Origin of the sequence: Streptomyces sp. NRRL S-455, assembly GCF_000717875.1 — a bacterium.
In the GTDB taxonomy this organism is placed as follows: domain Bacteria; phylum Actinomycetota; class Actinomycetes; order Streptomycetales; family Streptomycetaceae; genus Streptomyces.
Window position 1 is genome coordinate 45,014 of sequence record NZ_JOCT01000004.1, and the last position, 24,491, is coordinate 69,504.

Genomic DNA, 24,491 nt, shown 5'->3' on the forward strand with positions numbered 1-24,491 from the left:
CACACCGCGCAACCGGTGGACGAAATGCCGAGGATCGCCGTCGTCCCCTCCGGCAGACTCGGCGTCATGGACATCGTGATACGGCAGGCGGAGGCCGGCGACTACGAAGCCCTCGGTGAGATCACCGCGCAGGCCTACCTCCAGGACGGCCTGCTCGACTTCGGGGAGCATGACGAGTACCTCGGCGCGTTGAAGGACGTGGCGGCGCGGGCCGCCGCCGCCGAGGTACTGGTCGCCGTGGAGCACGGCCGGGTGCTCGGCGGCGTCACGTTCGTACCGTCCGGCGGCCCCATGGCCGACATCGCCGGCCCCGGCGAGGCGGAGATCCGCATGCTGGCGGTCGCCCACGAGGCACGCGGCCGGGGCGCCGGGGAGGCCCTCGTCCGCGGCTGTGTGGACCGCGCCCGGGCCGTGGAGGGCTGCGTCCGCATCGTGCTGTCGACCCAGCGCACCATGCACTCCGCCCACCGCATCTACGAACGTCTGGGCTTCGTTCGCACGCCCGAGCGCGACTGGAACCCGATGCCGCACCTCGACGACATCACTCTCCTCACCTACCAGTTGACACTCTGACACCAGCGCGACACAACATCTGGGGGTGTCACCGGCACACGGCACAAGATGTATGCTCATGCTCGCTGTCGCCGCAGGGGAATCCGGTGCGAATCCGGAACTGTCCCGCAACGGTGTACTTGTGCATGTCTGTTCCTGGAACCGTCGTGCGCAGGAGTCAGTCCGAGGACCTGCCGACAGCGCACCCGGCCACCCGGCCGGTGTGCCTGCCGTCCGGGCCTCGTGGAGTGGGCCGGTGGACGCGACGCCGCGTGCGCTCGTGTGCCGCCCCCTGCCCTGCGCGAGGCCCCCGTGCCGAGCGAGGGAGAGCCCCACGTGACCATCGCGCCAGCCGATCCGGTCTCAGCCGCCGAAACAGAGCACGACGGTCCCGGTGCCGCGCTGTTGCGGACCCTGACCGAGCTGACCGCCGACCTCCCCGACGCCGACCCCGGCCGGGTCGCCGCCGCCGCGCTGCGCGGCCGGTCCGCGCGAGCCGACGAGGCGGAGTTGCGCGACCTGGCGACGGAGGCCGCGGCCGGTCTGATCTCCGAGGACCCCGCGTACTCCCGGCTGGCCGCCCGGCTGCTGACCATCGGCATCCGCGAGGAGGCCGCCTCCCAGGGCGTCACGTGTTTCACCGAGTCCGTCGCGGTCGGGCACCGGGAGGGGCTCATCGCCGACCGTACCGCCGAGTTCGTGCGGCTCCACGCCGCCCGGCTCGACGCCCTGATCGACACGGCCGCCGACGACCGCTTCGGCTACTTCGGCCTGCGCACGCTGCACAGCCGCTACCTGCTCCGGCACCCGATCACCCGCAAGGTGATCGAGACGCCCCAGCACTTCATGCTGCGCGTGGCGAGCGGCCTCGCCGAGGACGACACCACGCGTGCGGTGGACGAAGTCGCCGCGCTGTACGGCCTCATGAGCCGCCTCGACTACCTCCCGTCCTCCCCCACCCTCTTCAACTCGGGCACGCGTCATCCCCAGATGTCGTCCTGCTACCTCCTCGACTCCCCCCAGGACGAGCTGGACTCCATCTACGACCGCTACCACCAGGTGGCACGGCTGTCGAAGCACGCCGGCGGCATCGGTATCGCCTACTCCCGCATCCGCGCCCGGGGTTCGCTGATCCGCGGCACGAACGGCCACTCCAACGGCATCGTCCCGTTCCTGAAGACCCTCGACGCCTCGGTCGCCGCCGTGAACCAGGGCGGCCGCCGCAAGGGCGCCGCCGCGGTCTATCTGGAGACCTGGCACTCCGACATCGAGGAGTTCCTGGAGCTGCGCGACAACACCGGCGAGGACGCCCGCCGTACGCACAACCTGAACCTCGCGCACTGGATCCCGGACGAGTTCATGCGCCGCGTGAACGCCGACGCGCAGTGGTCCCTCTTCTCGCCCTCGGACGTGCCCGAACTGGTCGACCTCTGGGGCGAGGAGTTCGACGCCGCCTACCGGGCCGCCGAGGCGAAGGGTCTGGCGAAGAAGACCCTGCCCGCCCGCGAGCTGTACGGCCGCATGATGCGCACCCTCGCCCAGACCGGCAACGGCTGGATGACCTTCAAGGACGCCGCCAACCGCACCGCCAACCAGACGGCCGAGCCGGGCCATGTCGTGCACTCCTCCAACCTCTGCACGGAGATCCTGGAGGTCACCAGCGACGGGGAGACGGCGGTCTGCAACCTGGGGTCGGTCAACCTCGGCGCGTTCGTGAAAGAGGGCGGTATCGACTGGGAGCGGCTGGACGAGACCGTCCGGACGGCCGTGACGTTCCTCGACCGGGTCGTGGACATCAACTTCTACCCGACCGAGCAGGCGGGCCGCTCCAACGCCCGCTGGCGTCCCGTCGGCCTCGGGGCCATGGGCCTCCAGGACGTCTTCTTCAAGCTGCGGCTGCCCTTCGACTCGCCGGAGGCCAGGGCACTCTCCACCCGTATCGCCGAGCGGATCATGCTCGCGGCGTACGAGGCGTCCGCCGACCTCGCCGAGCGCAACGGCCCGCTGCCGGCCTGGGAGAAGACCCGTACGGCCAAGGGCGTGCTGCACCCCGACCATTACAACGTGGAGCTGACCTGGCCGGAGCGCTGGGCGGCCCTGCGGGAGCGCATCGCCACGACCGGCCTGCGCAACTCCCTGCTCCTCGCCATCGCCCCCACGGCGACGATCGCCTCCATCGCGGGCGTGTACGAGTGCATCGAGCCGCAGGTGTCCAACCTGTTCAAGCGCGAGACGCTGTCCGGAGAGTTCCTCCAGGTCAACTCCTACCTGGTGGACGAGCTGAAGCGACTCGGCGTGTGGGACGCCCGCAGCCGCGAGGCCCTGCGCGAGGCCAACGGCTCGGTGCAGGACTTCGCCTGGATCCCCGAGGACGTCCGCGCCCTCTACCGCACGGCGTGGGAGATCCCGCAGCGCGGCCTGATCGACATGGCGGCGGCCAGGACCCCGTTCCTTGACCAGTCGCAGTCCCTGAACCTCTTCCTGGAGACGCCGACCATCGGAAAGCTCTCCTCGATGTACGCCTACGCCTGGAAGTCCGGGCTCAAGACGACGTACTACCTGCGTTCGCGCCCGGCGACCCGCATCGCCCGCGCCGCACAGGCCACTGTCCCCGTGCAGGCCACCCCGGACCCCGACGCGGTCGCCTGCTCCCTGGAAAACCCCGAGTCCTGCGAGGCCTGCCAGTAATGACCACCCAGAACCTTCTCGACCCCGGCTTCGAGCTCACCTTGCGCCCGATGCGCTACCCCGACTTCTACGAGCGCTACCGGGACGCCATCAAGAACACCTGGACCGTGGAGGAGGTCGACCTCCACTCGGACGTCGCCGACCTGGCCAAGCTCTCCCCCGAGGAGCAGCACCTCATCGGCCGCCTGGTCGCCTTCTTCGCGACGGGCGACTCGATCGTCGCGAACAACCTGGTGCTGACGCTGTACAAGCACATCAACTCCCCGGAGGCGCGCCTGTATCTGTCGCGTCAGCTCTTCGAGGAGGCCGTGCACGTCCAGTTCTATCTGACGCTGCTCGACACCTATCTCCCCGACCCGGAGGACCGGGCGGCGGCCTTCGCGGCCGTGGAGAACATCCCGTCCATCCGTGAGAAGGCCTCGTTCTGCTTCAAGTGGATGGACTCGGTGGAGAAGCTCGACCGGCTTCGGACGCAGGCGGACCGCCGCCGCTTCCTGCTCAACCTGATCTGCTTCGCCGCGTGCATCGAGGGCCTGTTCTTCTACGGTGCCTTCGCCTACGTCTACTGGTTCCGCAGCCGGGGCCTGCTGCACGGCCTCGCCACCGGCACCAACTGGGTGTTCCGCGACGAGACGATGCACATGTCCTTCGCCTTCGACGTGGTCGACACCGTCCGCAAGGAGGAGCCGGAGCTCTTCGACGACCAGCTCCAGCAGCAGGTGACGGACATGCTGCGGGAGGCCGTCGAGGCCGAGCTGCAGTTCGCGCGCGACCTGTGCGGTGACGGCCTCCCGGGCATGAACACCGAGTCGATGCGGCAGTACCTGGAGTGCGTCGCCGACCAGCGGCTCACCCGGCTCGGCTTCGCTCCGGTGTACGGTTCCGAGAACCCCTTCTCCTTCATGGAGCTCCAGGGGGTTCAGGAGCTGACCAACTTCTTCGAGCGGCGGCCCTCCGCGTACCAGGTGGCGGTGGAGGGCACCGTCGACCTGGACGAGGACTTCTGAGCCGGCTCGCCTTCACGGGCCTCCTGGGCCTCCCGGATCTGACGGTCGACGCGCCTGTCGTGCGCGATGCCGATCAGTGACGGGAGGACCAGGAGGACCAGCACCCCGAGTGCGAAGATCATTGCGATGAGTGTCTGTGTCTGGTTCGTGTCCATGGACACCACTGTCGCGCCGATGACTCCTTACCGTCAGTGGCAGTACTGCCGTAGACCCTCGAATTACTGCCACCGGCGAGGCACACTGGGGGCATGCTGCAGAACGTGGCCGTCGCCCTCCTCGACGGCGTGAACCCCTTCGAACTGGGTGTGGTGTGCGAGGTCTTCGGCACCGACCGAAGCGACGAGGGCCTGCCGGTCTACGACTTCGCCGTCGCCTCGGCCGAGGGCCCGCTGCTGCGCATGAACTCGGGCTTCTCGCTCCAGGCCGAGCACGGCCTGGAGCGGCTGGAGACGGCCGACCTGATCGCCGTGCCGGCCGGGCACGGCTACGCGTCCCGGGACTTCCCGCCGGAACTGCTGGACGCCCTGCGTCGCGCGGTCGACCGCGGCGCCCGGGTGCTGAGCGTCTGCTCCGGCGTCTTCGTGCTGGCCGCGGCCGGGCTGCTGGACGGCCGACGCTGCGCCACCCACTGGAAGCACGCGAAGGACCTCGCCCGGCAGTACCCGCGCGTGGTCGTCGAGCCGGACGTGCTCTACGTCGACGAGGACCCGGTGATCACCTCCGCCGGCACGGCCGCCGGTATCGACGCCTGCCTCCACCTGGTGCGCAAGGAGCAGGGCACGGAGGTCGCCAACAAGATCGCCCGGCGGATGGTGGTGCCACCGCACCGCGACGGCGGCCAGGCCCAGTACATCGAGCGCCCGCTCCCCCAGCCCCAGGGCGACACGATCGGCGAGGTGCTGGCGTGGATGGAGCGCCATCTCGACGAGGAGGTCACCGTCGAGCAGCTCGCCGCCCACGCCCACATGTCCCCGCGCACCTTCGCCCGCCGCTTCCAGCAGGAGACGGGGACGACTCCCTACCGCTGGATCCTGCGCCAGCGCGTCCTGCTGGCCCAGCGGTTGCTGGAGGCGACGGACGAGACGATGGACGCGATCGCCGGCCGGACGGGATTCGGCAACGCGGCCACGCTGCGCCACCACTTCGTCCGGTCGCTGGGAACGACGCCGAACGCCTACCGGCGGACGTTCAAGGGCCCCGAAGCGGCCTGAGTCACCGGGCCGTCACCTCGGCACCGGCCGCAGCCGCAGGTCGTGCGGCCGGAGCGTGATGCCGACGCGGGTGCCGCTGTTCGAACCGGCCACCTGCTCGAAGCGGTACCTGGTGGCCAGCGCCGCCGTGATCAGCGTCAGCTGCGCCATCGAGAAGTGGTCGCTCGGGCACTTGCGGTTGCCCGTACTGAACGGGCTCATGGCGTGCTTCGGAATGTCCTTGACCCGGTCCGGGAGCCAGCGGTCGGGGTCGAACTCCAGGTTCCGCTCGTACGACTTCGCATCGCGCTGAATCGCGTACGGGCTGTAGACGAGGTCCGCACCGGCCGGAATCCGGTATCCACCGAGTTCCGTGTCCCGCACCGCCCGCCGCGTCAGAATCCAGACGGCCGGGTGCAAACGCATGGCCTCGACGACGACATTGTTGGTGTGCCTGAGGTTCCGGACGTCCTGGAATGCCACCGGCCTCCCACCGGTGACGGCTTGCACTTCGTCGCGCACCTTGTCCGCGTGTTCCGGATGTTCCGCGAGCATGTGCAGGAGCCACATGATCGTGGATGCGACGGTTTCGCTGCCGGGGGTGAGGATCGCGACGACCTGATCGTGGATCTCCTGTTCCCCGATGGGGTCGCCATTGTCGTCCTTCGCCTCCAGCAATGCCGTCAGCAAATCGTCCGGCTTTTGACCGGATGCGCGGCGCTCGGCGACGATCTCGTCGACCAGGAGATGCAAATCGGCCAATGCCCGGTTGAATGCGCGGTTGGCAGGCAGCGGCAGCCTGTAGAGGGGTCCGAGCGGCACCACCATTCGCCGGTACATCCCGCGGAAGACGGTGGCGAGCGCGACGCACAGCCGCTCCGCCCGCTCGTCCATGTAGTTGCCGCGCAGCAGGCAGCGGGCCGCGATGCGCACGGCCACCCGGAACGACTCGGAGGTGCAGTCGATGGTCTCCCCCGGCTTCCAGCGCTCGGTCAGCGCATGCGCCTCCTCCTCCATGATCGGCCCGTAGGCGGGGATGGCGTCGAGCCGGAAGGCGGGCTGGACGGTGCGCCGCTGGCGCCGGTGGAGCGGCCCGTTGGCCGTGGCCACGCCCTCCTTGCCGAGCAGGCCCTCCAGGGACTCCCACAGCGGCCCGGCGATGATGTAGTCGTTGCTCAGCGCGAGCGCGCCGGTGAGCGCCGGGGTGGTGACCGCGTACACCGTCTTCGGCCCGAGCTTCAGGCGGACGACGTCGCCGTGGTCGCGCAGCCGGGACATGAAGGACAGCGGGTCGCGCACCAGCGTCCAGCCGTGCCCGAGGAAGGGGACCCCGCCGCCCGCCCTGGGCGGTTCGCGCAGCTCCGGGGTCAGGGCTTCGGGTGTGACGGACTCGACGGTCATTTCTCACCTGCCGCTTCGTTGTTGACGTACGGGGGTGTGGAGCGGTCGTCCCAGCTGTCGACCCGGTACCGGCCGGACTCGTGATGGAACCAGTAGACGGAACTGAACCAGTTCCGCATATTGCCCAGGCAGGCCCGCACGGCGGCGCTCAGTTCCTTTCCCCGCACAGTGCCGTCGGCGAGGTCGTCGGCGAACCGTAACGCTTCCTGTTCCACGTCGAGGAAATCCGATATGCATTTCTCGACGCGGCTCCTGACGTCCACGACCGCCTGTTCCAGAGTGAGCCCCTCATGGAGGATGAGACTGATTCCGAGATTGTGCACCTCGTCGCCCGCTATTTCCTTCGGCAGTGAGCAGAGGTCGTTGTACCAGGCGGCGAACTCCTGGCTCAGCAGCGCCGCCCGCCGATATGCCGGGTGTTTCCGCACAGGGTCCGGGAGTTCGCGGCCCGCGGCCGGTTCCAGCAGGTCCGTCCAGATCCAGTGGGCGAAGGTGAGCCGGCGTAACCGGAGATATTCCTCGACCGTGGGCACGATGCCATGGGTGCGGTTGTGGAACTCCCGGTCGTACGCGTCGATCACCGCGTGGAAGTGCCGGGCGAACCGGAGGTTCCATGTCTGGGGCAGGAACGCGTACAGCCGCAGCACGCTGTCCGCGAACCCGGCGACCACTGGGTCCTCGTGGTGCAGATGCGCTCCCGGAGAGTCGAGCGCCGCGTGCAGCCGGTCCCGGAGCCGCCGCCAGGCGGCCGGACGCCCGTGCACGATGTCGCGGTCGTGCCGGTCGTCCCAGACGAAGAACCAGGCGCTGTAGTCCGCGATCGCCTGGAGGACCTCGTCGGAGGCACTTGTGTAGTACCCGGCCATGAGGTCGGTGTAGCAAAGACCATCGGCATATTCCTCCACCTTGTCCGCGGGCATGAGCCGCTTTTCGAGCAGCCAGGCCCGGGTCTTCTCCTGGCACTTCGGCCAATACGCGTGGAGTTGCCGTGGAAACCCCGCCTCGATCACGGGTAGGGAGAGCGACGGTGGAACTGCGATCGTGGTCGGTGTCGATGTGGTGCCGTGTGACAAAGCATGCACGAACTAACCCCTCTCAGCCGCCAGTTGGCGCGAGCGCCCTCCCTTCGTGCCGGGCGTGCGCCGTTGCATACCCCGCTCATCCCATTCAGCACCACAACTGACCGCTCTGGGAACGTATTTGCTCCATTCACTACCCCACAGCGCCGGATCGTCGCGTTGTGCGGCGGGCACCGGATCGCCAGGAGAGCAGAAGCGATCGAACGTGCGACGGACAGGCGAACGGAACAGACGAACGGCGCCTGTCCGGGCTGGGAAACCCGGGCAAGCGCCGTACGCCTGGTGAGGCTGAGGTCTCAGTCGTTGGCCACCACGGGATAGCGGGGCTCGTTCTCGGCCATCTGACGCAGCGCGTCCTTGCGTTCCCGCTTGGACAGCCGGTCGATGTACAGGTAGCCGTAGAGGTGGTCGGTCTCGTGCTGCAAACACCGAGCGAAGTATCCGGTGCCGCGCACCTTGATCGGGTTGCCCTTCTCGTCCTGCCCGGTCACCTCGGCGTAGTCGGGCCGGGCGAGCGGCGCGTACGCGGTGGGCACCGACAGACAGCCCTCGTTGCTGTCGTCCAGCCGGCGCTTCTCGGCGGGCAGTTCGACGAGCTTGGGGTTGCAGACCACGCCGGTGTGCCGGACGCCCTCGTCGTCCGGGCAGTCGTAGACGAAGACCTTCGCGTCGACACCGATCTGGTTGGCGGCCAGTCCCACGCCCTCGGCGGTGCGCTGGCTGGCGAACATGTCCGCGACGAGCTGCTGGAAGTCGTCGCCGAAGTCGGTGACGTCCTTGCACTCCTTGTGCAGCACCGGGTTCCCGACCACCGTGATCGGCCGCGAGGTCCCCCGCTCCCGCCAGGCCGCCTCGCGCTCCTCGCAGTCCTCCGTGTCGATCACGTACCCCTCGTCATCGACGGGGAGCACGCCCGCGCCCTGCTGATCGGTGTCCTGCTGAGCCATGACGTTACGTACGCCTTCCTGAAACTGACCGGGCTGAGATGCTGATACAGGGTACGCCGGTGTAGCACGCCATTCTTTTGCTTGGGGGCGCGGGGCTGTCCCGATGCGCGGCTCCGCCGCGTGGGCGCGACCAGCCACGACACACCCGCAGCCGACGACGGCGCTAACAGACCTCTTCCAAATCCCGCCAATCCCGAGAATCCGGACTATCCGCAACCCACCCGTCCAACAACCCCCGAACCAGCGAAGCCGGCGCAGCCAGCCCGCACTCCCGCTCCGGCACCCACAGCTGCCCGTCCGTCCGATGCCCCAGCGGCCCGGGATGCCCCGGCTCACTGTGGTCATGCGGGTCGAGGTGGTCTCCGTCACCCTCGTCCGACGGCATCCGGGACTCGGAACACATCCTGCACAGCAACCGCACGGAGGAGGACCAGTCCTCCGCGGCGAACCCGGCGTCCGCCGCGAGCTGCTCCAGGGCGTCCCGGTCCGACTCGGTCGCCGCCTCCAGCAGGACGACCCAGGTCGGCACCGGCGAGGGCGCCCACAGTTCGATCTCGTCGAACACCGGGTACGTGTGGCCGGCGGCCGTGGTCCGCTCCCCGTGCGGCACGCCGTCGTGCAGGACGACCTCACCCCAGCGCCGCCCCGACGACGGCAGCGGGATGGACAGCACCTCGATCCGCGCGGGGTCGAGCCGTCGTCCCCACACGACCTCCGCCTCCCCCTCCGGGGAGAGCCGTACCGCGGCGCTGCCGAGGTCCATGCCGACCGGCTCGCCGGAGTCGTTCGCCGCCCCCGGCACCCGCAGCCCGTAGGCCTGCCAGGCCCGCCGGGCCAGCGGCCAGTCCTGGAGCGCGGTCGCCGCGATGCCGACGTTCCACCAGTCGGGCGCACCGGTGTCCCGGTCGAGCAGCGCCACGGCCCTGAGACCCGCCGCCCGCGCCTGCTCCCAGTCGTGCCGGAACTTGTGCAGCAGCGCCAGGTTGAACCAGGACTCGGAGAGCCAGGGCTCCAGATCGGCGGCACGTGTCAGCAGCGCGCCGGCGTCCTCGTACCGGCCATCGCCGATGAGGGTGAACGCCCGGTCCGTGGCCTGCCGCCAGGAGGCGGAGGGCCGGTTCCGTCCCTTGCCGAAGATCCTCACGATTCCCGCCTGCCAGTTCCGTGCGGTGGGCTGGCCGTAGCTGTGTTTCGAGCCCCCTGACACCTTCTCCTCGCATCCAACCACGTGCGGCCTCGAGGGCGCTCATTACCCATGGGTTACCCAGTCATGGGCAGGGTCAGACTGCTCCTTGCCAGTACCCGGGCCAGTGATTCCACCACCTCCGGGGCGTACTCCCCTGCGGTGGCGAGCCGGAGTTCCTCCAGCGCCGTCAGCGGCCCGCCGGGACCTCCTTCCCGGGACTTCTCCTCGTACGCGTTCACGGCCCGGACGATACGGGCGGCGAGCGGCTGCTCCGCGGAGGGATCGGCCTGCCGCTCCACGACCACGGCGACCGCCTCGTCGACGCCCGTGTGCCGCACGACGGCCCCGCCGAGCAGCGCGATCCGCCGCTGTTCCGCGTCGGGCAGGCCGGCGGTGGCGCCGGCCGGGACCGGGTCGACGAGGCTCAGCTGGCCGATGTCGTGCATGAGCGCGGCGTACTCCAGCACGGTCAGCTCGGGCTCGGTGAGGCCCATGTCACGCCCCACGGCCTGGCTGAGTGCGGCGACGCGGTGGGCGTGCCCGGCGGGGGTGTAGCCGGCGACCTCGGTGGCCCGGGCGAGGGAGGCGATGGTCTGCCGGTAGGTCGCCCGGACGGCGGCGTACCGCCGGAAGGACATCTGGGCGAGCAGCAGGGGCACGGAGAAGACGGGCAGCGCCCACAGGCCTACGACGGCGACCGCCAGCGCCATCACGGCGCCCGTCGCGATGACGGCGGCCCCGATGCCGAACACGGCACGCAGCTCGTCCCGCAGCGCGGGCCCGAAGGGCCGGCCGGTGCGGGAGTGGGCCAGTGCGGCGGCGAGTACCGCGTCGCACAGCGTGGTCAGGGACAGCAGTGCGAGCAGCAGCAGCGCGTAGGCGGGGCCGCCCCAGTCGTCGAACATGCCCCGGCTGTACGGGGGCTGGAAGCACACGGCGACGAACCCGACGGTGAGTACCCGTCGCGCCAGGTGGTCGAGCGTGGGTCCCTGCCCGCGCGCGACGTGCGGCACGCTGCCGAGCAGCGAGGCGGCCAGTACGACGGCGACGGCCTGGGCGAGGCCGTGGTGCGTGGGCCGGCCGCCCGCCTCGCCGAGCAGCGCGTACGAGAGGGCCGCGGCGGCCCCCAGCGGTGCCGGTTCCCTGACCCGCGCCCCGTTGTGCCGGGTGAGTTCCCCGACGGCGACGAGCAGGCCGAAGGCCAGGGCGACGCGGCGTTCCTCGAGCCCGTTGTGGAGGGTGACGGCGAGGGAGCCGGTGGCGAGGAGGGCGGCGCAGGCGTGGACGAGGGTGAACAGCGGGGGCGGCCGGTACGCGCTCATCGGTGTGCTCCCGGCCGGCTGGCGACGGGGGCGCCGGGCGGGGGACCACTGGGTGTGCGGGCGTCGTCCGCGGTGACGGCGGGGCGCCACCCCACCCGTCCCACGGCCTCCACGAGGGCCGCGACCATCACCGGGTCGAACTGGCTGCCGGCGCACCGCTCCAGCTCCGCCAGGGCAACCTCGACGGGACGGGCCCTGCTGTAGCTCCGGGTGGAGGTCATCGCGTCGAAGGCGTCCGCGACCGCCACCACCCTCGCCGGCTCGGGGATCTGACGGCCCACCAGTCCGTACGGGTACCCGCTGCCGTCCAGCCGCTCGTGGTGGTGCAGCACGGCGGCACGGGCCTCGCCGAGGAAGCCGATGCCGCGCACCATCTCGTGCCCGTACTCGGGGTGCAGCTCGATCACCCGCCGCTCCTCGGGCGTCAGCGGCCCGTCCTTCCGGAGCAGCCGGGTGGGCACACCGAGCTTGCCCACGTCGTGCAGGATCCCCGCGAAACGGAGCACCTCGACGCGCTCGTCGTCCATGCCCAGCTCGCGCGCGATCATCATGGACGCCTGCCCGACGCGCTCACTGTGCCCGCGGGTGTAGCCGTCCTTGATGTCCACGGCCTGGACCAGTGCTCGGATGGTCGCCTGGTGGGCGGCCCGTTCCCGGTGGTACTGCGCGAAGGCCCACCACGAGACGCACATCGGCAGCAGCACGAGCAGTGCGGCCACCGGCCCGTACGGGCTGCGCCACAGGACGGCCATCATGAGCCCGGCGAGCCCGTGCACGGCGATCGGCGCGAGCGAGCGGGCCACCAGGCCGCGCCAGGCCCGCCGCACCGGCGCCTTGCCCCACTGCCTCAAGGGCGTGGTCGGCGCCCCCAGGCCGACGGCCAGTCTCCCGCCGTCGAGCAGCGCGAGCACCAGGCAGAACGCCAGCACGGCCGCACCGGCGGGTCCGAGCGCCCAGGGGCAGTCGCCCGCGACGACGGCGTCCCGTCCGCCGAGCACCTGGTGCACGCGGGCCGCCGCCCACACGCCGAGGGCGAGCTGGGCGGCCCGCCAGATCCGCCGGAGCACCACGGGCCGCCGCTCCACGTGCGAGAGCAGGGCGCCGGGCACCGCCACCAGGGCGGCGGCGGGCGCGGGCAGCAGGAAGGCACCGGCCAGCAGCACCGGGTAGAAGGTCCCGGCCGGATGGGAGATGCCGACGAACCGGGACCGGGCGACACGCTCACAGCCGGCGTACAGCGCGGCGAGCAGTGCCACCGCCCACCAGGGCGTGCGGGCGCCCGGCTGCGGCAGCAGGCAGATGAGGGCGGCTGCGGCGACACAGGCGATGTACACACGTGCCCGCGCCGGTACCGCTTCCATGAGCCCCTCCCCCGGCCATGTCCGTCAGGCCCGGAGCCTAGGGCGGCGGTGGGGGGCTCCGCGGGTCGATGACCCGCGGATTAGCACGTACGAGTGACGCGTTCGAGGATGACTACCCCCCTCGGGAGTGGGGTAGTTGAAAGGCGCAGGAGTGTCAGGACTCCTGCGGCGTGGCGGGCGAGGCCGTGACGTCCTTGTCGGGGACGGCCTGGCCGGAGCGGATCAGCTCGATCCGCCCCATGACCTTGGCCCGCAGGTCGCCGGGCACGTCGTCATGCCCGCAGCAGCGCTTGACCAGCTTCTTCACGGCCTGCTCGAGCCCGTACTTCTCAAGACAGGGCGAGCATTCCTCGAAGTGGTGCTCGAACTTCACGCAGTCCGAGTCCGGCATCTCACGGTCGAGGAACTCGTAGAGATGATCGAGGATTTCGCTGCAATCCGTCTCGTGCGGCTCTCCGCAGCTCATGACCCCGAGCCTTTCGCTTCGTTCGACTCTCCGGCGCCGGCCGGGACCATCCCGCGCTCACGGGCGTAGTCCTCCAGCATGCCGCGCAACTGACGGCGGCCCCGGTGCAGCCGGGACATCACCGTACCGATGGGTGTCCCCATGATGTCGGCGATCTCCTTGTAGGCAAAGCCCTCCACATCCGCCAGATAGACGGCGATGCGGAACTCCTCGGGGATCGCCTGGAGCGCTTGCTTCACGTCCGAGTCGGGCAGGTGGTCGAGCGCCTGCGACTCGGCGGAGCGCAGACCCGTCGACATGTGCGACTCGGCACGGGCGAGCTGCCAGTCCTCGATCTCCTCGGCCGCGCTGCGCTGAGGCTCACGCTGCTTCTTGCGGTACGAGTTGATGAAGGTGTTGGTGAGGATCCGGTACAGCCACGCCTTGAGGTTGGTGCCCTCGCGGAACTGGTGGAAGGACGCGTACGCCTTGGCGTACGTCTCCTGCACCAGGTCCTCGGCGTCGGCCGGGTTGCGCGTCATGCGCAGCGCGGCCGAGTACATCTGGTCGAGGAACTCGAGCGCGTCCCGCTCGAAGCGCGCACTGCGCTCCGCGGCCGTCTCCGCGCCCGTGCCGCCCTGGCCCTCGGGCTGCTCCGCCTGGCCGTTTTCGGTCCCTGCGTCGGTCCCAGTGACCGGACCCACCTCCTCGAGTGTTCTCGTGAGACCGAGGCCGGTCTCACCCGAATCGGAGGATAGACGACGATCCGGTCCGCCCGCCGCCCGAATAGGGGCGGTCTTGGCCGCGTGCAGCACCGTCCAGTCCAGGTCGGCACGGCTGCTGCGGCTCGGGCAGTAGATCGAACCCATGCGGCGGACTCCCTCTCCTACGACGTCGGTGCTGGTCTCCAGCACGTACGTCCCGCACAACAGCGACCACCGCCCCGGCATTCCCGAAGCTTTACCCGAGTGACCCGGTCCACTCGACGACCGCGTCCGTGATGACCGCCACGGCCTCCTCCTGGGAGATCTCCGCGCGCTTGGGCACGGCGAACCCGTGATCCCCGTGCGGAACCTCCACGAGTTCGTACGGCCCCTCGGGAAACTCCTCCGGCTTCCCGAACGGGTCGTTTCCACCCTGGACGACCAGGGTGGGCACGCCGGAACCCAGCAGTTCCGCGGCCCGGGACTTCTCCGGCTTCCCGGGCGGATGGAGCGGGAAGCTGAGGGCGAGGACGGCGTGGGCGCCGAGCTCGCCTGCCGTACGGCAGGCGACCCGGGCGCCGGCGCTGCGCCCGCCGGAGATCACCGGCAGTCCCGGCCCGGCCAGCGCGGGCCAGATGCCCCTCCAGCCGGTGTCCAGCGTCCTCGGAGCGGGGGCGAGCTTCTTCCCGGCCACCCGCCAGGGCTGCTCGACGCGGGCCACGGTGACGCCGTGGGCGGGCAGGGCGGCGGCCAGGGCGGTCAGGTCACGGGCCTCGATGCCGCCTCCGGCGCCGTGGCTGACGGCGAGGACGAGCCGGGCCTTCTTCGCCTCGTGCCAGGTGATGCGGGCGGGGCCGGCGTCGGTCTCGACCGTTTCGATCGTCGTGGGGGTCACGTTCGTCACGTCAGAAGAGTGTGCCCTCTTCGGGGCCCTCCAGCTCCTTCAGCAGCTCCGGCCCGTTGTTGCGGACGTTGCTCACGGCCGTGGTGACGGGGTAGGCGCGCATCAGTCCGGCGGGCGGCGGGGCGAGCAGGTCGCGCAGGCCGTCGGCGTCCGTGCGGGAGGGGTCCAGCCAGGCGTCCCAGCGGTCGGGCGTCAGCATCAGCGGCATCCGGGGATGGATGTCGGCCAGCGCCCGGGGCCCGTCGGCCGGGGCGACCGCGAGCGGGCTCCGCTCGGCTTCCGTCGTGATGACCGAGCAGGTCACCCACCAGGCCCGCGGGTGGTCGTCCGGCAGCGTCCGGTCGCGCCAGAACTCGTACAGACCGGCCATCGCGAAGACCGACCCGTCCGCCGGGGTCACGAAGTAGGGCTGCTTGCGGGGCCGCTTCTTCTTGCCTTCGACCTCCAGCTCGCGCTCCTGCGTGCCGGTGACCCACTCGTAGTAGCCGTCGGCGGGCAGGATGCAGCGCCGGGAGGTGAAGGCGCGGCGGTAGGAGGGCTTCTCGTGGACGGTCTCCGCGCGGGCGTTGATCATCCGGGCGCCGCCCTCGGGGGTCTTCGACCAGGACGGGACGAGCCCCCACTTCAGCGTGCGCAGCTGCCGAACCGGGCGCGGGTCGTCCACGTCCTTCAGAGGACGGTCGAGAACGGCGTAGACCTCTTTGGTGGGCGCCACGTTGTAGTCGGGCTCGAGGGTCTCCTCGGGCTCCCACTTCTCGACCTCAAAGATTCCTGCGAGATCCTCTGGCCTACGACTGGCCGCATACCGTCCGCACATACGTGCCACACTGCCAGATTCCATCCGACCACAGGGAGCCAACGCCGCACATGGACAGCACCGCAACCGCTTCGCTCGCCTCCCTCTGGGACGAGGTCTCGGGCACCCAGCCCGACCCCGATCTCTGGGTGGTGATCGCGACCCTGGCCGCCGCGCTCGCCGTGGTGATCCCGCACGGCCTGTGGCGCATCTCCCGCAACGCCATCACCATCGCCCACGAGGGCGGCCACGGGCTCGTGGCCCTGCTCACCGGACGCACTCTCACCGGCATACGGCTGCACTCGGACACCAGCGGCCTGACCGTCAGCCGTGGCAAGCCGTACGGCATCGGCATGATCCTCACGGCAGCCGCCGGCTACACCGCCCCTCCCCTGCTGGGTCTCGGCGGCGCGGCCCTGCTCGGCGCGGGCCGCATCACGCTCCTGTTGTGGCTGGCCACGGCCCTGCTCCTGGCCATGCTCGTGATGATCCGCAACGCCTACGGCGCCCTCACCATGATCATTACCGGCGGCCTGTTCGTCCTGGTCTCCTGGCTGGCCGGACCGCAGGTGCAGGCGGCGTTCGCGTACGTGGTGGTGTGGTTCCTGCTGCTGGGCGGAGTGCGCCCGGCGTTCGAGCTGCAGGCGAAGCGGGCGCGTGGCGGGGCGGGGGACTCGGACGCGGACCAGTTGTCACGCCTGACGCACGTACCGGCGGGGCTGTGGTTCTTCCTCTTCCACGCGGTGTCACTGTGCTCGCTGATCGGCGGAGGACGCTGGCTGCTGGGCCTGTGACGTACCCGAAAGGGCGCCGGGCCGTGTCGACGTGCGGCTCCGCCGCGTGAGCGCGGCGGCCCCGACGGCGCCGCACTCGGACGACGGCCTGCTTATAAAGTAAAGGCATGGCCCCGAACACCGCAGACACCGCCCTCTGGCCCGCCCCGCACGCGAGCGGAGCCGTCGACGCGACGGTCCACGTGCCCGGGTCCAAGTCGGTCACCAACCGCGCCCTGGTCCTCGCCTCCCTCGCTTCGGAGCCCGGCTGGCTGCGCCGCCCCCTGCGCTCACGCGACACCCTGCTGATGGCCGGCGCGCTGCGCGCGATGGGAGTCGAGATCGAGGAGGGCGTGGGCCCCGACGGCACCGGCGAGGCCTGGCGCGTGCTGCCCACGGGCCTGAGCGGCCCGGCCACGGTCGACGTCGGCAACGCCGGAACGGTGATGCGGTTCCTGCCGCCGGTCGCCGCGCTCGCCGACGGCCCCGTCCGGTTCGACGGCGACCCCCGCTCCTACGAGCGTCCCCTGACCGGAGTCATCGACGCGCTGCGTCAGCTCGGCGCCCGGATCGACGACGACGGCCGCGGCGCGCTGCCGCTGACCGTGCACGGCAGCGGTGCCCTGGACGGCGGCCCGGTCGCGATCGACGCGTCCTCCTCGTCGCAGTTCGTGAGCGCCCTGCTGCTGTCCGGCCCCCGCTACAACCAGGGCGTCGAGGTCCGCCACACCGGCACCGCCCTGCCCTCCATGCCGCACATCCGCATGACCGTCGACATGCTGCGCGCGGTCGGCGCCCAGGTGGACACGCCCGAGTCGGGCGGCGAGCCGAACGTCTGGCGGGTCACTCCGGGCGCCCTGCTCGGCCGGGACCTGGTCATCGAGCCGGACCTGTCCAACGCCCAGCCGTTCCTGGCGGCGGCGCTGGTGACCGGCGGCAAGGTCGTCATCCCGGACTGGCCGGCCCACACCACCCAGCCCGGTGACCGGCTGCGCGAGATCTTCACCGAGATGGGTGGCTCCTGCGAACTGACCGAGTACGGGCTGGTGTTCACCGGCTCCGGCTCGGTCCACGGCATCGACGTCGATCTGAGCGAGGTCGGCGAGCTGACGCCGGGCATCGCGGCGGTCGCGGCCCTCGCGGACTCCCCGTCGACGCTGCGCGGCGTGGCCCATCTGCGGCTGCACGAGACGGACCGGCTGGCCGCGCTGACGAAGGAGATCAACGAGCTCGGCGGCGACGTCACCGAGACCGCCGACGGTCTGCACATCCGCCCGCGCCGTCTGCACGGCGGGGTCTTCCACACCTACGACGACCACCGCATGGCCACGGCCGGCGCGGTCATCGGCCTCGCGGTGGAGGGAGTGCAGATCGAGAACGTGGCGACGACGGCGAAGACCCTGCCCGACTTCCCCGACCTGTGGACCGGGATGCTCGGGGCGTAGGACGCAGGGATCACGTCATGCGCCGCTACGGCAAGCACACCGACGAGGACGACATCCGCACCCGCCCGGGCCGCCGGAACACCCGGCCCCGGACCAACATCCGGCCCAAGCACGAGGACGCCGCCGAGGGCCTCGTCCTCACCGTCGACCGGGGCCGGCTGACCTGCCTCGTCGAGGACCGTGTGGTCATGGCGATGAAGGCCCGCGAGCTGGGCCGGAAGGCGGCCGTGGTCGGCGACCGGGTGGCACTCGTCGGTGATCTTTCGGGCAAGAAGGACACGCTCGCGAGGATCGTGCGCATCGAGGAGCGGACGTCCGTGCTGCGTCGCACGGCGGACGACGACGATCCGTTCGAGCGCGTGGTCGTCGCCAACGCCGACCAGCTCGCCGTCGTGACCGCCCTGGCCGATCCGGAGCCCCGCCCCCGGCTGATCGACCGCTGCCTCGTCGCCGCCTACGACGGTGGTCTCGATCCGCTGCTGGTGCTGACCAAGTCGGACCTCGCCCCGCCGGACAAGCTGCTGGAGCTCTACGGCGACCTCGACATCCCCTACGTCGTCACCAGCCGCGAGGAGCTGCAGAGCGGTGTCGCCGTCGAGCGGGTGCGGGAGGAGCTCGACGGCAAGATCACCGCGTTCGTCGGCCACTCCGGTGTCGGTAAGACGACCCTGGTCAACGCGCTGGTGCCGGAGGAGCGACGGCGGTCGACCGGGCATGTGAACGCGGTGACGGGCCGGGGCCGGCACACCACCACCTCGGCGCTGGCGCTGCCGCTGGCGGGCGGCGACGGATGGGTGATCGACACACCGGGTGTGCGGTCCTTCGGGCTGAACCACGTGGACCCGTCCCGGGTCATCCACGCCTTCCCCGACCTGGAGACGGGCACCGAGGGCTGTCCGCGCGCGTGCAGCCACGACGAGCCGGACTGCGCGCTGGACGCGTGGGTGGCCGAGGGGCACGCGGACCCGGCGCGGCTGTTCTCGCTGCGGCGGCTGCTGGCCACGCGGGAGCGGAAGGAAGGCGACTGACCTCCGCGTTGTTTGTCATGGCGCGTGGACGGTAAGTGCATAATCGCACCAAGCCGGGCGCAAGACCGACCAGAGGCTGAAAAGTCCGGCGGAGCAGCTCAAACCGACTGAGCGGTCACTGAACGTGGGACACGGGAGGAACGACTCATGGCGTGGCTGCTGGTCATCGTGGCCGGGTTGCTGGAGACCGGCTTCGCCGTGTGTCTCAAGCTGTCACACGGCTTCACACGGCTCTGGCCGACTGTCGCGTTCTGCGTCTTCGCCCTCGGCAGCTTCGGACTGCTGACCCTGTCGCTGAAGAAGCTCGACGTGGGGCCCGCCTACGCCGTGTGGACGGGTATCGGCGCGGCGGGCACGGCGATCTACGGCATGGTGTTCCTGGGCGACCTGGTGTCGACGCTGAAGATCGTGTCGATCAGTCTCGTCATCATCGGAGTGATCGGGTTGCAGCTGTCGGGGTCGGCGCACTGACGTCCGGTCAGCCCGGCTGCCGCTGAAGGGCGCCGCGGACCAGGTCGGCGACGCCGCCGTCGCCTGGGGGTGCGGCCACACAGGACAGGGCGAGCCGGACGGCGAGCTCGCAGGAGCGGGCCAGGTCCGCGGTGTCGGACCTGGGAGTGCCGGGTCCGGCCAGGACGCTGACGGCGCGGTCGCGGACGAGGCTGACGAAGTCGCCGGGTGAGGGCAGCGGACCGTCCGCGCGGCGCTGGGCCGGTACGGCGGAGGTGGAGGGGACGGCCGACAGCGCCGGGGAGGGCAGCCGTTCACTCCAGCAGCCCGTGAGCATGGCGCGGACCAGAGAGTTCTCGCGGGCCACGGACGTCGTCCACTCGGCGGTGGCGGTGAGCCGGTCACGGGGATCACTGTGTGTGGCGAGAGCGCGGTCGACCCCGGCGAGATACCCGTCGGCCTCCCTCCTCACGAGCGCCCGGGCGAGCCCGTCCTTGCTGCCGAACTCGTTGTACAGCGTCTGCCGGGACACCCCCGCCGCCGCGGCCACGTCCACCATGCGTACGGCGGGCCACGGTCGGCGCGCCAGCGCCGTGTAAGCGGCATCGAGCAGAGACTCCCGCGCTGCAGGCATCATCGCCTCCCCTTGGGGCGAGCGGTTGTGCGCCCAGATTTGACGCGCCCGGAACCACTGTCAAGGGTTCGCGAGCGCGTGCGGGGGCGCGTTTCGGCCTTGTCGCGCGGGGAGTTCGCCGCCTCTCCGGGGGGTGCGGGTCGTGGCCGGTGCACTCCTCGCCTCAGTCCCCGGCACTCCGTGAACGCCGAGCCCCCACAACGCCCCCACACCCGCCCACAAGCCCTCGGTAGCCCCACCCCCACCTCGGCGGATACCGTTCGTCACATGCCCGATTACCTCGACGACCTGCGTCTCGCCCACGTCCTCGCCGATGCCGCCGACGCCGCGACGACGGACCGGTTCAAGGCCCTCGACCTCAAGGTCGAGACCAAACCGGACATGACGCCGGTGACCGAAGCGGACAAGGCCGCGGAAGAACTCATCCGCGGTCAACTCCAGCGCGCCCGCCCCCGGGACGCGATCCTCGGCGAGGAGTACGGCGTCGAGGGCACCGGCCCCCGCCGCTGGGTGATCGACCCCATCGACGGCACCAAGAACTACGTCCGCGGCGTCCCCGTCTGGGCCACGCTGATCGCCCTCATGGAAGCCGGCGAGGGCGGCTTCCAGCCCGTCGTCGGCGTGGTCTCCGCTCCCGCGCTCGGCCGCCGCTGGTGGGCCGCCAAGGGCCACGGCGCCTTCACCGGCCGAAGCCTCACGAAGGCGTCCCCCCTCCAGGTCTCCCGCGTCTCCAAGCTCTCCGACGCCTCCTTCGCGTACTCCTCCCTCAGTGGCTGGGAGGAGCAGGGCCGCCTGGACGGCTTCCTGGACCTGACCCGCGAGGTCTGGCGCACGCGGGCGTACGGTGACTTCTGGCCGTACATGATGGTCGCGGAAGGCTCCGTCGACATGTGCGCCGAGCCGGAGCTGTCGCTGTGGGACATGGCCGCGACGGGGATCATCGTCACGGAGGCCGGCGGCAGTTTCACCGGGCTCGACGGCCGCCCCGGCCCGCACAGCGGCAACGCGGCCGCGTCGAACGGTCTGCTGCACGACGAGCTGCTCGGGTATCTCAACCAGCGCTACTGAGCCCCCGGCCGCACCGAGCGCCCCCTTGTTGACCCTCCCTTTACCTGCCACTCTGAGAGTCCGCCCGCTTGTGAAAATGTGAAGAGATGAACAAACGGCGGGGACACTCCCAGGAGGTGGCTCCATTCATGCTCGTCCGTGACGCCATGAGCACCGTCGTCCTCACGATCGGCCCGACCCACACCCTTCGCCAGGCCGCCACGCTGATGTCCGCCCGCAAGGTCGGTGCGGCCGTCGTCCATGACCCCGACGCCGGCGGCATCGGCATCCTCACCGAACGCGACATCCTGAACTCCGTGGGTCTGGGGCAGGACCCGGACACGGAGCGCGCCCACGCCCACACCACGACCGACGTCGTGTTCGCAGCACCGGCCTGGACCCTGGAGGAGGCGGCCCGCGCCATGACGCACGGCGGCTTCCGTCATCTCATCGTGCTGGACCGTGACGAGCCCGCCGGCATCGTCTCGGTCCGCGACATCATCCGCTGCTGGGTACCGGCACGCCAGCAGGTGCCCGCCTGACAGCGCGTACGGGCCGGGCCTCCCTGGGAGACCCGGCCCGTTCCCGCGACCGGCGATCCACCCCTCCTGCATTAGATGTTGTCTAAAGCCAGCAGCACTCTAACTTCACACCTGTTCGGGACCTGGTCCCTTTTGCTGTTAGGCTGGTGGTCATGAGTGACCTTCTGGAACGGCTGCGCGGACGCGGTTGGCGGATGACCGCGCAGCGACGCGTCGTGGCCGAGGTCCTCGACGGCGAACACGTCCATCTGACGGCCGACGAGGTCCACGCCCGGGCCGTCACCAAGCTGCCCGAGATCTCCCGGGCGACCGTCTACAACACGCTGGGCGAGCTCGTGACCCTCGGCGAGGTGATCGAGGTCTCGACCGACCAGCGCGCCAAGCGGTACGACCCGAACGCCCACCGGCCGCACCACCACCTGGTCTGCGCCCGGTGCGGCGCGATCCGGGACGTCCACCCGACCGGCAACCCCTTGGCGGACCTCCCCGAGTCGGAGCGCTTCGGCTTCACGGTCTCGGACGTCGAGGTGACATACCGCGGCGTCTGCCCCAACTGCGTGGCCGCCTAGCCACCCTCACACGCATCAAGCCCCGGCACCTGTCAGTGCCGGGGCTCCGCGCGTCTCTGAAGACACCTCGAACACACCCAGGGCCGGAACCCTTGTGGATTCCGGCCCTGGGCCTTCAGTAGCGGGGACAGGATTTGAACCTGCGACCTCTGGGTTATGAGCCCAGCGAGCTACCGAGCTGCTCCACCCCGCGTCGGTGAATGAAACGTTACGTGATCGCGGAGGGCAGATGCAAATCGGTTGGATGAGCCACGCGCCCGCGGCCCCGCCTGGCCGCGGGCGGGCGTCACGCGGACAGCTCCTGCCGAAGCGCATCCCGCAACCGCTCCGCCCGCTCCGCCACGGACGCCGGCCCGAGCGACACCGCCCGCTCGGCCCACCGCTGCCCCTCCGCCAGCTCCCCCCGACGCGCGTAGACGAGGGCCAGCCGCAACGCCGCCCGCCCGTGCCCGGCGTCAGCCGCCCGAGTCCACCACACCGCGGCCTCGGGCTCACTCCCCTCCCGAGCCAACAGCAGCCCCAGGTTGAACGCACCGTTCCGCGACCCGGCCTCGGCCGCCTCCCGATACCACCGAGCCGCCTCGACGACATCTCCCCGGGCCGCCGCCAGCATGCCGACCCGCACCTGCGCCCGGCGATGCCCCTGCGTGGCAGCCCGCTCGTACCACTCCTCGCACTCGCTGCGCCGGTGCACCGGCTCCCCCAGCTCGTGAGCCGGCTCCGGCGGCCGCCGTGCGTCGAGCACGGTCGCCAGCCGGTACGCGGCCTCGGCGCTGCCGCCCCCGGCCGCACACCGCAGGTGCCGCTCGGCCTCCTGCTCGTCACCCTCCCGCAGCCGCGCCATGCCGACCTGGAGCGCCGCCTCGGTGTGCCCGGCGGCAGCGGCCCGCTCGTACCAGCCGAGTGCGGCCTTCTCCTCGCCCCGCCCGGCGTGCAGGATGCCCAGGTTGAACGCGGCGTCCACGCTTCCGGCTTCCGCGGCCTTGGAGAACCAGGGCTCCGCGCCCGTCTCGTCCCCGCCCCTCAGCAGCAGGATGGCCAGCGCGTTCGCGGCCTCCCGGTGCCCGGCGTAGGCCGCCTGCCGGTACCACTGCTCGGCCTGCGGCGTCCGCCCCTGCTCGGCACAGAGCAACCCCAGGTTGTACGCGCCGTTCACGTCACCCGCGTCCATCGCGGCCCGGTACCACCGCTCGGCGGTCTGGGTCTCGCCCCGCTCGGCGTGCAGCGCGCCCAGCGCGTTCGCCGCGTTGCCGTCGCCGTCCTGGGCGGCCCGCAGCCACCACACGGCGGCGTTCTCCGTGTCGCCCGCGTCACGCAGCAGGAACCCGAGGGCACAGGCGGCCCGGGCCTCGCCGTCCTTGGCGGACGTCAGGTACCAGCGCCCGGCCTCCTTGAGCTCACCGCGCTTCTCCAGGATCGTCCCGAGATGCAGTGCGGCTCTGCGGTGCCCGCGCGCGGCGGCCTGCCGATACCACTGCTCGGCCTCCTCCGGCACCGGGACACCGTTGTCACCACCGGCCTCCGGCGCCGCCTTGCGGTCCAGCGCCCGCGCCAGCCGGTACGCCGCCTCCCGGTGCCCGCGCTCGGCCGCCACCCGCATCCACTTCTCGGCCGCGCCGTCACCGCGGTGCTCCAGCAGGTCGGCGAGGGCGTACGCGCCCAGGGTGTGGCCCTGTTCCGCGGACTGCCGCAGCCAGTACTCGGCGGCGGGTTCGTCACCGCGCTCGCGGTGGTGCCGACCGAGGGCGTGCGCGGCCGCCGCGGATCCGGCGACGGCGGCGACCCGCCACCATCCCGCGGCCTCGTCGGGGTAGCCGCGCTGATGGAGCAGGACTCCGAGGTTGTTGGCGGCGGCCCGGTCGCCCGCAGCGGTGGCGGCACGCAAATGGGGTTCGGCACCGTCGAGATCACCACGGCGCAGCAGAATGGCCCCGAGGACACTCATCGCCTCGACGTCGCCGGCCTCCGCGGCGAGCCGCTGACGCAGCTCTTCCGCGTCGGCGATTTCCCCGGTCTCGTCCGGGGTGTCGGTGTCCTCCCGGCTGGAAGGCTGCACAAAACGCCCTGTCTCGAACAGAGTTCCCTTGTCCCCCATAACGTCCATCGTCGCACCACCTGCAACCTGGGTACACCTGGTATACCGCAGCCAGTGAGGTCACTACAGCGTTTTGTCGACATGCCCACAGAGAGACAAGTCAAACACAGATCCCCCAACTCGCCCTTGCGGCGCGGCCGCAGCAAGCGTCAGCACATGCGTTCACACATCACGAAGGCCCGGATTCCTTTGTGGAATCCGGGCCTTCGTGTCGCGCCGTCGCTTGGACATCGCGACTTCAGTAGCGGGGACAGGATTTGAACCTGCGACCTCTGGGTTATGAGCCCAGCGAGCTACCGAGCTGCTCCACCCCGCGCCGTTGTGTT

General features: G+C 70.8%; 23 protein-coding genes, 2 tRNA genes and 1 riboswitch. Of the genes, 11 read left to right on the forward strand and 14 right to left on the reverse strand.

Going from position 1 to position 24,491, the window contains the following annotated elements; genetic code table 11:
- The first annotated feature begins 66 nt into the window (after positions 1–66).
- From IE97_RS0105815 to IE97_RS0105830, 4 genes are all read left to right on the forward strand, one after another.
- Complete coding sequence (locus tag IE97_RS0105815; RefSeq protein ID WP_030232282.1) at positions 67–573, forward strand: GNAT family N-acetyltransferase; 507 nt, start codon at positions 67–69, stop codon at positions 571–573.
- 22 nt (positions 574–595) lie between these two features.
- A riboswitch (cobalamin riboswitch) is annotated at positions 596–766 on the forward strand.
- Positions 767–888: 122 nt separating this feature from the next.
- The gene (locus IE97_RS0105820; protein WP_030232286.1) at positions 889–3,240 is read left to right on the forward strand and encodes a ribonucleoside-diphosphate reductase subunit alpha; all 2,352 of its coding nucleotides are present in this window, start codon (positions 889–891) and stop codon (positions 3,238–3,240) included.
- Positions 3,240–4,247 carry a ribonucleotide-diphosphate reductase subunit beta gene (locus IE97_RS0105825; RefSeq protein WP_030232287.1) on the forward strand — a complete coding sequence of 336 codons (1,008 nt, stop codon included), beginning with the start codon at positions 3,240–3,242 and terminating at the stop codon, positions 4,245–4,247. Before IE97_RS0105820 ends, IE97_RS0105825 begins: the two co-directional genes overlap by 1 nt.
- Positions 4,248–4,495: 248 nt before the next feature.
- Positions 4,496–5,458, forward strand: coding sequence for a GlxA family transcriptional regulator (locus tag IE97_RS0105830; protein ID WP_030232289.1), 963 nt, complete (start codon positions 4,496–4,498; stop codon positions 5,456–5,458).
- A 12-nt stretch (positions 5,459–5,470) separates the two neighbouring features.
- On the opposite strand, the gene IE97_RS0105835 is transcribed toward IE97_RS0105830, so the two are convergent.
- The 10 genes from IE97_RS0105835 to IE97_RS0105880 form a co-directional block, all read right to left on the reverse strand.
- Positions 5,471–6,838 (reverse strand): cytochrome P450, encoded by a 1,368-nt coding sequence (locus tag IE97_RS0105835; protein WP_030232291.1) that lies wholly within the window; start codon positions 6,836–6,838, stop codon positions 5,471–5,473.
- Positions 6,835–7,920 (reverse strand): epi-isozizaene synthase, encoded by a 1,086-nt coding sequence (gene cyc1, locus IE97_RS0105840; RefSeq protein WP_030232293.1) that lies wholly within the window; start codon positions 7,918–7,920, stop codon positions 6,835–6,837. The genes IE97_RS0105835 and cyc1 overlap by 4 nt, the downstream gene beginning before the upstream one ends.
- A gap of 293 nt (positions 7,921–8,213) precedes the next feature.
- On the reverse strand, positions 8,214–8,864 hold the full coding sequence (gene def, locus IE97_RS0105845; RefSeq protein WP_030232294.1) for a peptide deformylase: 651 nt from the start codon (positions 8,862–8,864) through the stop codon (positions 8,214–8,216).
- Positions 8,865–9,027: 163 nt separating this feature from the next.
- The gene (locus tag IE97_RS0105850; protein WP_030232297.1) at positions 9,028–10,008 is read right to left on the reverse strand and encodes a tetratricopeptide repeat protein; all 981 of its coding nucleotides are present in this window, start codon (positions 10,006–10,008) and stop codon (positions 9,028–9,030) included.
- Between the two features lie 116 nt (positions 10,009–10,124).
- A complete protein-coding gene (locus IE97_RS0105855; RefSeq protein WP_030232300.1) occupies positions 10,125–11,372 on the reverse strand; it encodes an HD-GYP domain-containing protein in 1,248 nt (415 codons plus the stop codon).
- Entirely contained in the window at positions 11,369–12,733 is a 1,365-nt protein-coding gene (locus tag IE97_RS0105860; RefSeq protein ID WP_030232301.1) for an HD-GYP domain-containing protein, read from the reverse strand. The genes IE97_RS0105855 and IE97_RS0105860 overlap by 4 nt, the downstream gene beginning before the upstream one ends.
- A gap of 154 nt (positions 12,734–12,887) precedes the next feature.
- Complete coding sequence (gene rsrA, locus IE97_RS0105865; RefSeq protein ID WP_030232303.1) at positions 12,888–13,199, reverse strand: mycothiol system anti-sigma-R factor; 312 nt, start codon at positions 13,197–13,199, stop codon at positions 12,888–12,890.
- The gene (gene sigR, locus IE97_RS0105870) at positions 13,196–13,882 is read right to left on the reverse strand and encodes an RNA polymerase sigma factor SigR (RefSeq protein WP_030232305.1); all 687 of its coding nucleotides are present in this window, start codon (positions 13,880–13,882) and stop codon (positions 13,196–13,198) included. The genes rsrA and sigR overlap by 4 nt, the downstream gene beginning before the upstream one ends.
- Positions 13,883–14,138: 256 nt before the next feature.
- Positions 14,139–14,777 carry an alpha/beta family hydrolase gene (locus IE97_RS0105875; RefSeq protein ID WP_030232307.1) on the reverse strand — a complete coding sequence of 213 codons (639 nt, stop codon included), beginning with the start codon at positions 14,775–14,777 and terminating at the stop codon, positions 14,139–14,141.
- A gap of 10 nt (positions 14,778–14,787) precedes the next feature.
- On the reverse strand, positions 14,788–15,603 hold the full coding sequence (locus IE97_RS0105880) for an SOS response-associated peptidase (protein WP_030232310.1): 816 nt from the start codon (positions 15,601–15,603) through the stop codon (positions 14,788–14,790).
- A gap of 50 nt (positions 15,604–15,653) precedes the next feature.
- Between IE97_RS0105880 and IE97_RS0105885 the strand changes: the two genes are divergently transcribed.
- The 4 genes from IE97_RS0105885 to IE97_RS0105900 all read left to right on the forward strand — a co-directional run bounded on the left by IE97_RS0105885 (position 15,654) and on the right by IE97_RS0105900 (position 19,299).
- Positions 15,654–16,376 (forward strand): M50 family metallopeptidase, encoded by a 723-nt coding sequence (locus IE97_RS0105885; protein ID WP_030232313.1) that lies wholly within the window; start codon positions 15,654–15,656, stop codon positions 16,374–16,376.
- 107 nt (positions 16,377–16,483) lie between these two features.
- Positions 16,484–17,800, forward strand: a complete 1,317-nt coding sequence (aroA, locus tag IE97_RS0105890; protein ID WP_030232315.1) for a 3-phosphoshikimate 1-carboxyvinyltransferase — start codon at positions 16,484–16,486, stop codon at positions 17,798–17,800.
- 17 nt (positions 17,801–17,817) lie between these two features.
- Positions 17,818–18,828, forward strand: a complete 1,011-nt coding sequence (gene rsgA / locus IE97_RS0105895) for a ribosome small subunit-dependent GTPase A (protein WP_030232319.1) — start codon at positions 17,818–17,820, stop codon at positions 18,826–18,828.
- A gap of 147 nt (positions 18,829–18,975) precedes the next feature.
- Complete coding sequence (locus tag IE97_RS0105900) at positions 18,976–19,299, forward strand: DMT family transporter (RefSeq protein ID WP_030232322.1); 324 nt, start codon at positions 18,976–18,978, stop codon at positions 19,297–19,299.
- Positions 19,300–19,306: 7 nt separating this feature from the next.
- On the opposite strand, the gene IE97_RS0105905 is transcribed toward IE97_RS0105900, so the two are convergent.
- Positions 19,307–19,915: a TetR/AcrR family transcriptional regulator gene (locus IE97_RS0105905; protein WP_030232326.1), complete on the reverse strand. Its 609-nt coding sequence runs from the start codon at positions 19,913–19,915 to the stop codon at positions 19,307–19,309.
- 264 nt (positions 19,916–20,179) lie between these two features.
- Between IE97_RS0105905 and hisN the strand changes: the two genes are divergently transcribed.
- The 3 genes from hisN to IE97_RS0105920 all read left to right on the forward strand — a co-directional run bounded on the left by hisN (position 20,180) and on the right by IE97_RS0105920 (position 22,070).
- Positions 20,180–20,980, forward strand: a complete 801-nt coding sequence (hisN, locus tag IE97_RS0105910) for a histidinol-phosphatase (RefSeq protein WP_030232329.1) — start codon at positions 20,180–20,182, stop codon at positions 20,978–20,980.
- A 128-nt stretch (positions 20,981–21,108) separates the two neighbouring features.
- Positions 21,109–21,501, forward strand: a complete 393-nt coding sequence (locus IE97_RS0105915) for a cyclic nucleotide-binding/CBS domain-containing protein (protein ID WP_030232332.1) — start codon at positions 21,109–21,111, stop codon at positions 21,499–21,501.
- A gap of 152 nt (positions 21,502–21,653) precedes the next feature.
- Positions 21,654–22,070 carry a Fur family transcriptional regulator gene (locus tag IE97_RS0105920; RefSeq protein WP_030232335.1) on the forward strand — a complete coding sequence of 139 codons (417 nt, stop codon included), beginning with the start codon at positions 21,654–21,656 and terminating at the stop codon, positions 22,068–22,070.
- A gap of 119 nt (positions 22,071–22,189) precedes the next feature.
- Here the strand turns inward: IE97_RS0105920 and IE97_RS0105925 are convergent.
- The 3 genes from IE97_RS0105925 to IE97_RS0105935 all read right to left on the reverse strand — a co-directional run bounded on the left by IE97_RS0105925 (position 22,190) and on the right by IE97_RS0105935 (position 24,481).
- A tRNA-Met gene (locus tag IE97_RS0105925) sits at positions 22,190–22,263 on the reverse strand.
- A 93-nt stretch (positions 22,264–22,356) separates the two neighbouring features.
- A complete protein-coding gene (locus IE97_RS0105930; RefSeq protein WP_199807087.1) occupies positions 22,357–24,174 on the reverse strand; it encodes a tetratricopeptide repeat protein in 1,818 nt (605 codons plus the stop codon).
- Between the two features lie 233 nt (positions 24,175–24,407).
- Positions 24,408–24,481, reverse strand: a tRNA-Met gene (locus tag IE97_RS0105935).
- Positions 24,482–24,491 lie beyond the last annotated feature (10 nt).

Excerpts from the sequence above, each read along its gene's own strand:
- aroA (WP_030232315.1), top strand. The coding sequence starts at position 16,484 with ATGGCCCCGAACACCGCAGACACCGCCCTCTGGCCCGCCCCGCACGCG.
- IE97_RS0105855 (WP_030232300.1), bottom strand. The coding sequence starts at position 11,372 with ATGAGCGCGTACCGGCCGCCCCCGCTGTTCACCCTCGTCCACGCCTGC.
- def (WP_030232294.1), bottom strand. The coding sequence starts at position 8,864 with ATGGCTCAGCAGGACACCGATCAGCAGGGCGCGGGCGTGCTCCCCGTC.
- IE97_RS0105860 (WP_030232301.1), bottom strand. The coding sequence starts at position 12,733 with ATGGAAGCGGTACCGGCGCGGGCACGTGTGTACATCGCCTGTGTCGCC.
- IE97_RS0105885 (WP_030232313.1), top strand. The coding sequence starts at position 15,654 with ATGGACAGCACCGCAACCGCTTCGCTCGCCTCCCTCTGGGACGAGGTC.
- rsgA (WP_030232319.1), top strand. The coding sequence starts at position 17,818 with ATGCGCCGCTACGGCAAGCACACCGACGAGGACGACATCCGCACCCGC.
- IE97_RS0105905 (WP_030232326.1), bottom strand. The coding sequence starts at position 19,915 with ATGATGCCTGCAGCGCGGGAGTCTCTGCTCGATGCCGCTTACACGGCG.
- hisN (WP_030232329.1), top strand. The coding sequence starts at position 20,180 with ATGCCCGATTACCTCGACGACCTGCGTCTCGCCCACGTCCTCGCCGAT.
- IE97_RS0105830 (WP_030232289.1), top strand. The coding sequence starts at position 4,496 with ATGCTGCAGAACGTGGCCGTCGCCCTCCTCGACGGCGTGAACCCCTTC.
- IE97_RS0105900 (WP_030232322.1), top strand. The coding sequence starts at position 18,976 with ATGGCGTGGCTGCTGGTCATCGTGGCCGGGTTGCTGGAGACCGGCTTC.
- IE97_RS0105815 (WP_030232282.1), top strand. The coding sequence starts at position 67 with ATGGACATCGTGATACGGCAGGCGGAGGCCGGCGACTACGAAGCCCTC.
- IE97_RS0105930 (WP_199807087.1), bottom strand. The coding sequence starts at position 24,174 with ATGGACGTTATGGGGGACAAGGGAACTCTGTTCGAGACAGGGCGTTTT.
- IE97_RS0105825 (WP_030232287.1), top strand. The coding sequence starts at position 3,240 with ATGACCACCCAGAACCTTCTCGACCCCGGCTTCGAGCTCACCTTGCGC.
- rsrA (WP_030232303.1), bottom strand. The coding sequence starts at position 13,199 with ATGAGCTGCGGAGAGCCGCACGAGACGGATTGCAGCGAAATCCTCGAT.
- IE97_RS0105915 (WP_030232332.1), top strand. The coding sequence starts at position 21,109 with ATGCTCGTCCGTGACGCCATGAGCACCGTCGTCCTCACGATCGGCCCG.
- IE97_RS0105920 (WP_030232335.1), top strand. The coding sequence starts at position 21,654 with ATGAGTGACCTTCTGGAACGGCTGCGCGGACGCGGTTGGCGGATGACC.
- IE97_RS0105835 (WP_030232291.1), bottom strand. The coding sequence starts at position 6,838 with ATGACCGTCGAGTCCGTCACACCCGAAGCCCTGACCCCGGAGCTGCGC.
- IE97_RS0105880 (WP_030232310.1), bottom strand. The coding sequence starts at position 15,603 with ATGTGCGGACGGTATGCGGCCAGTCGTAGGCCAGAGGATCTCGCAGGA.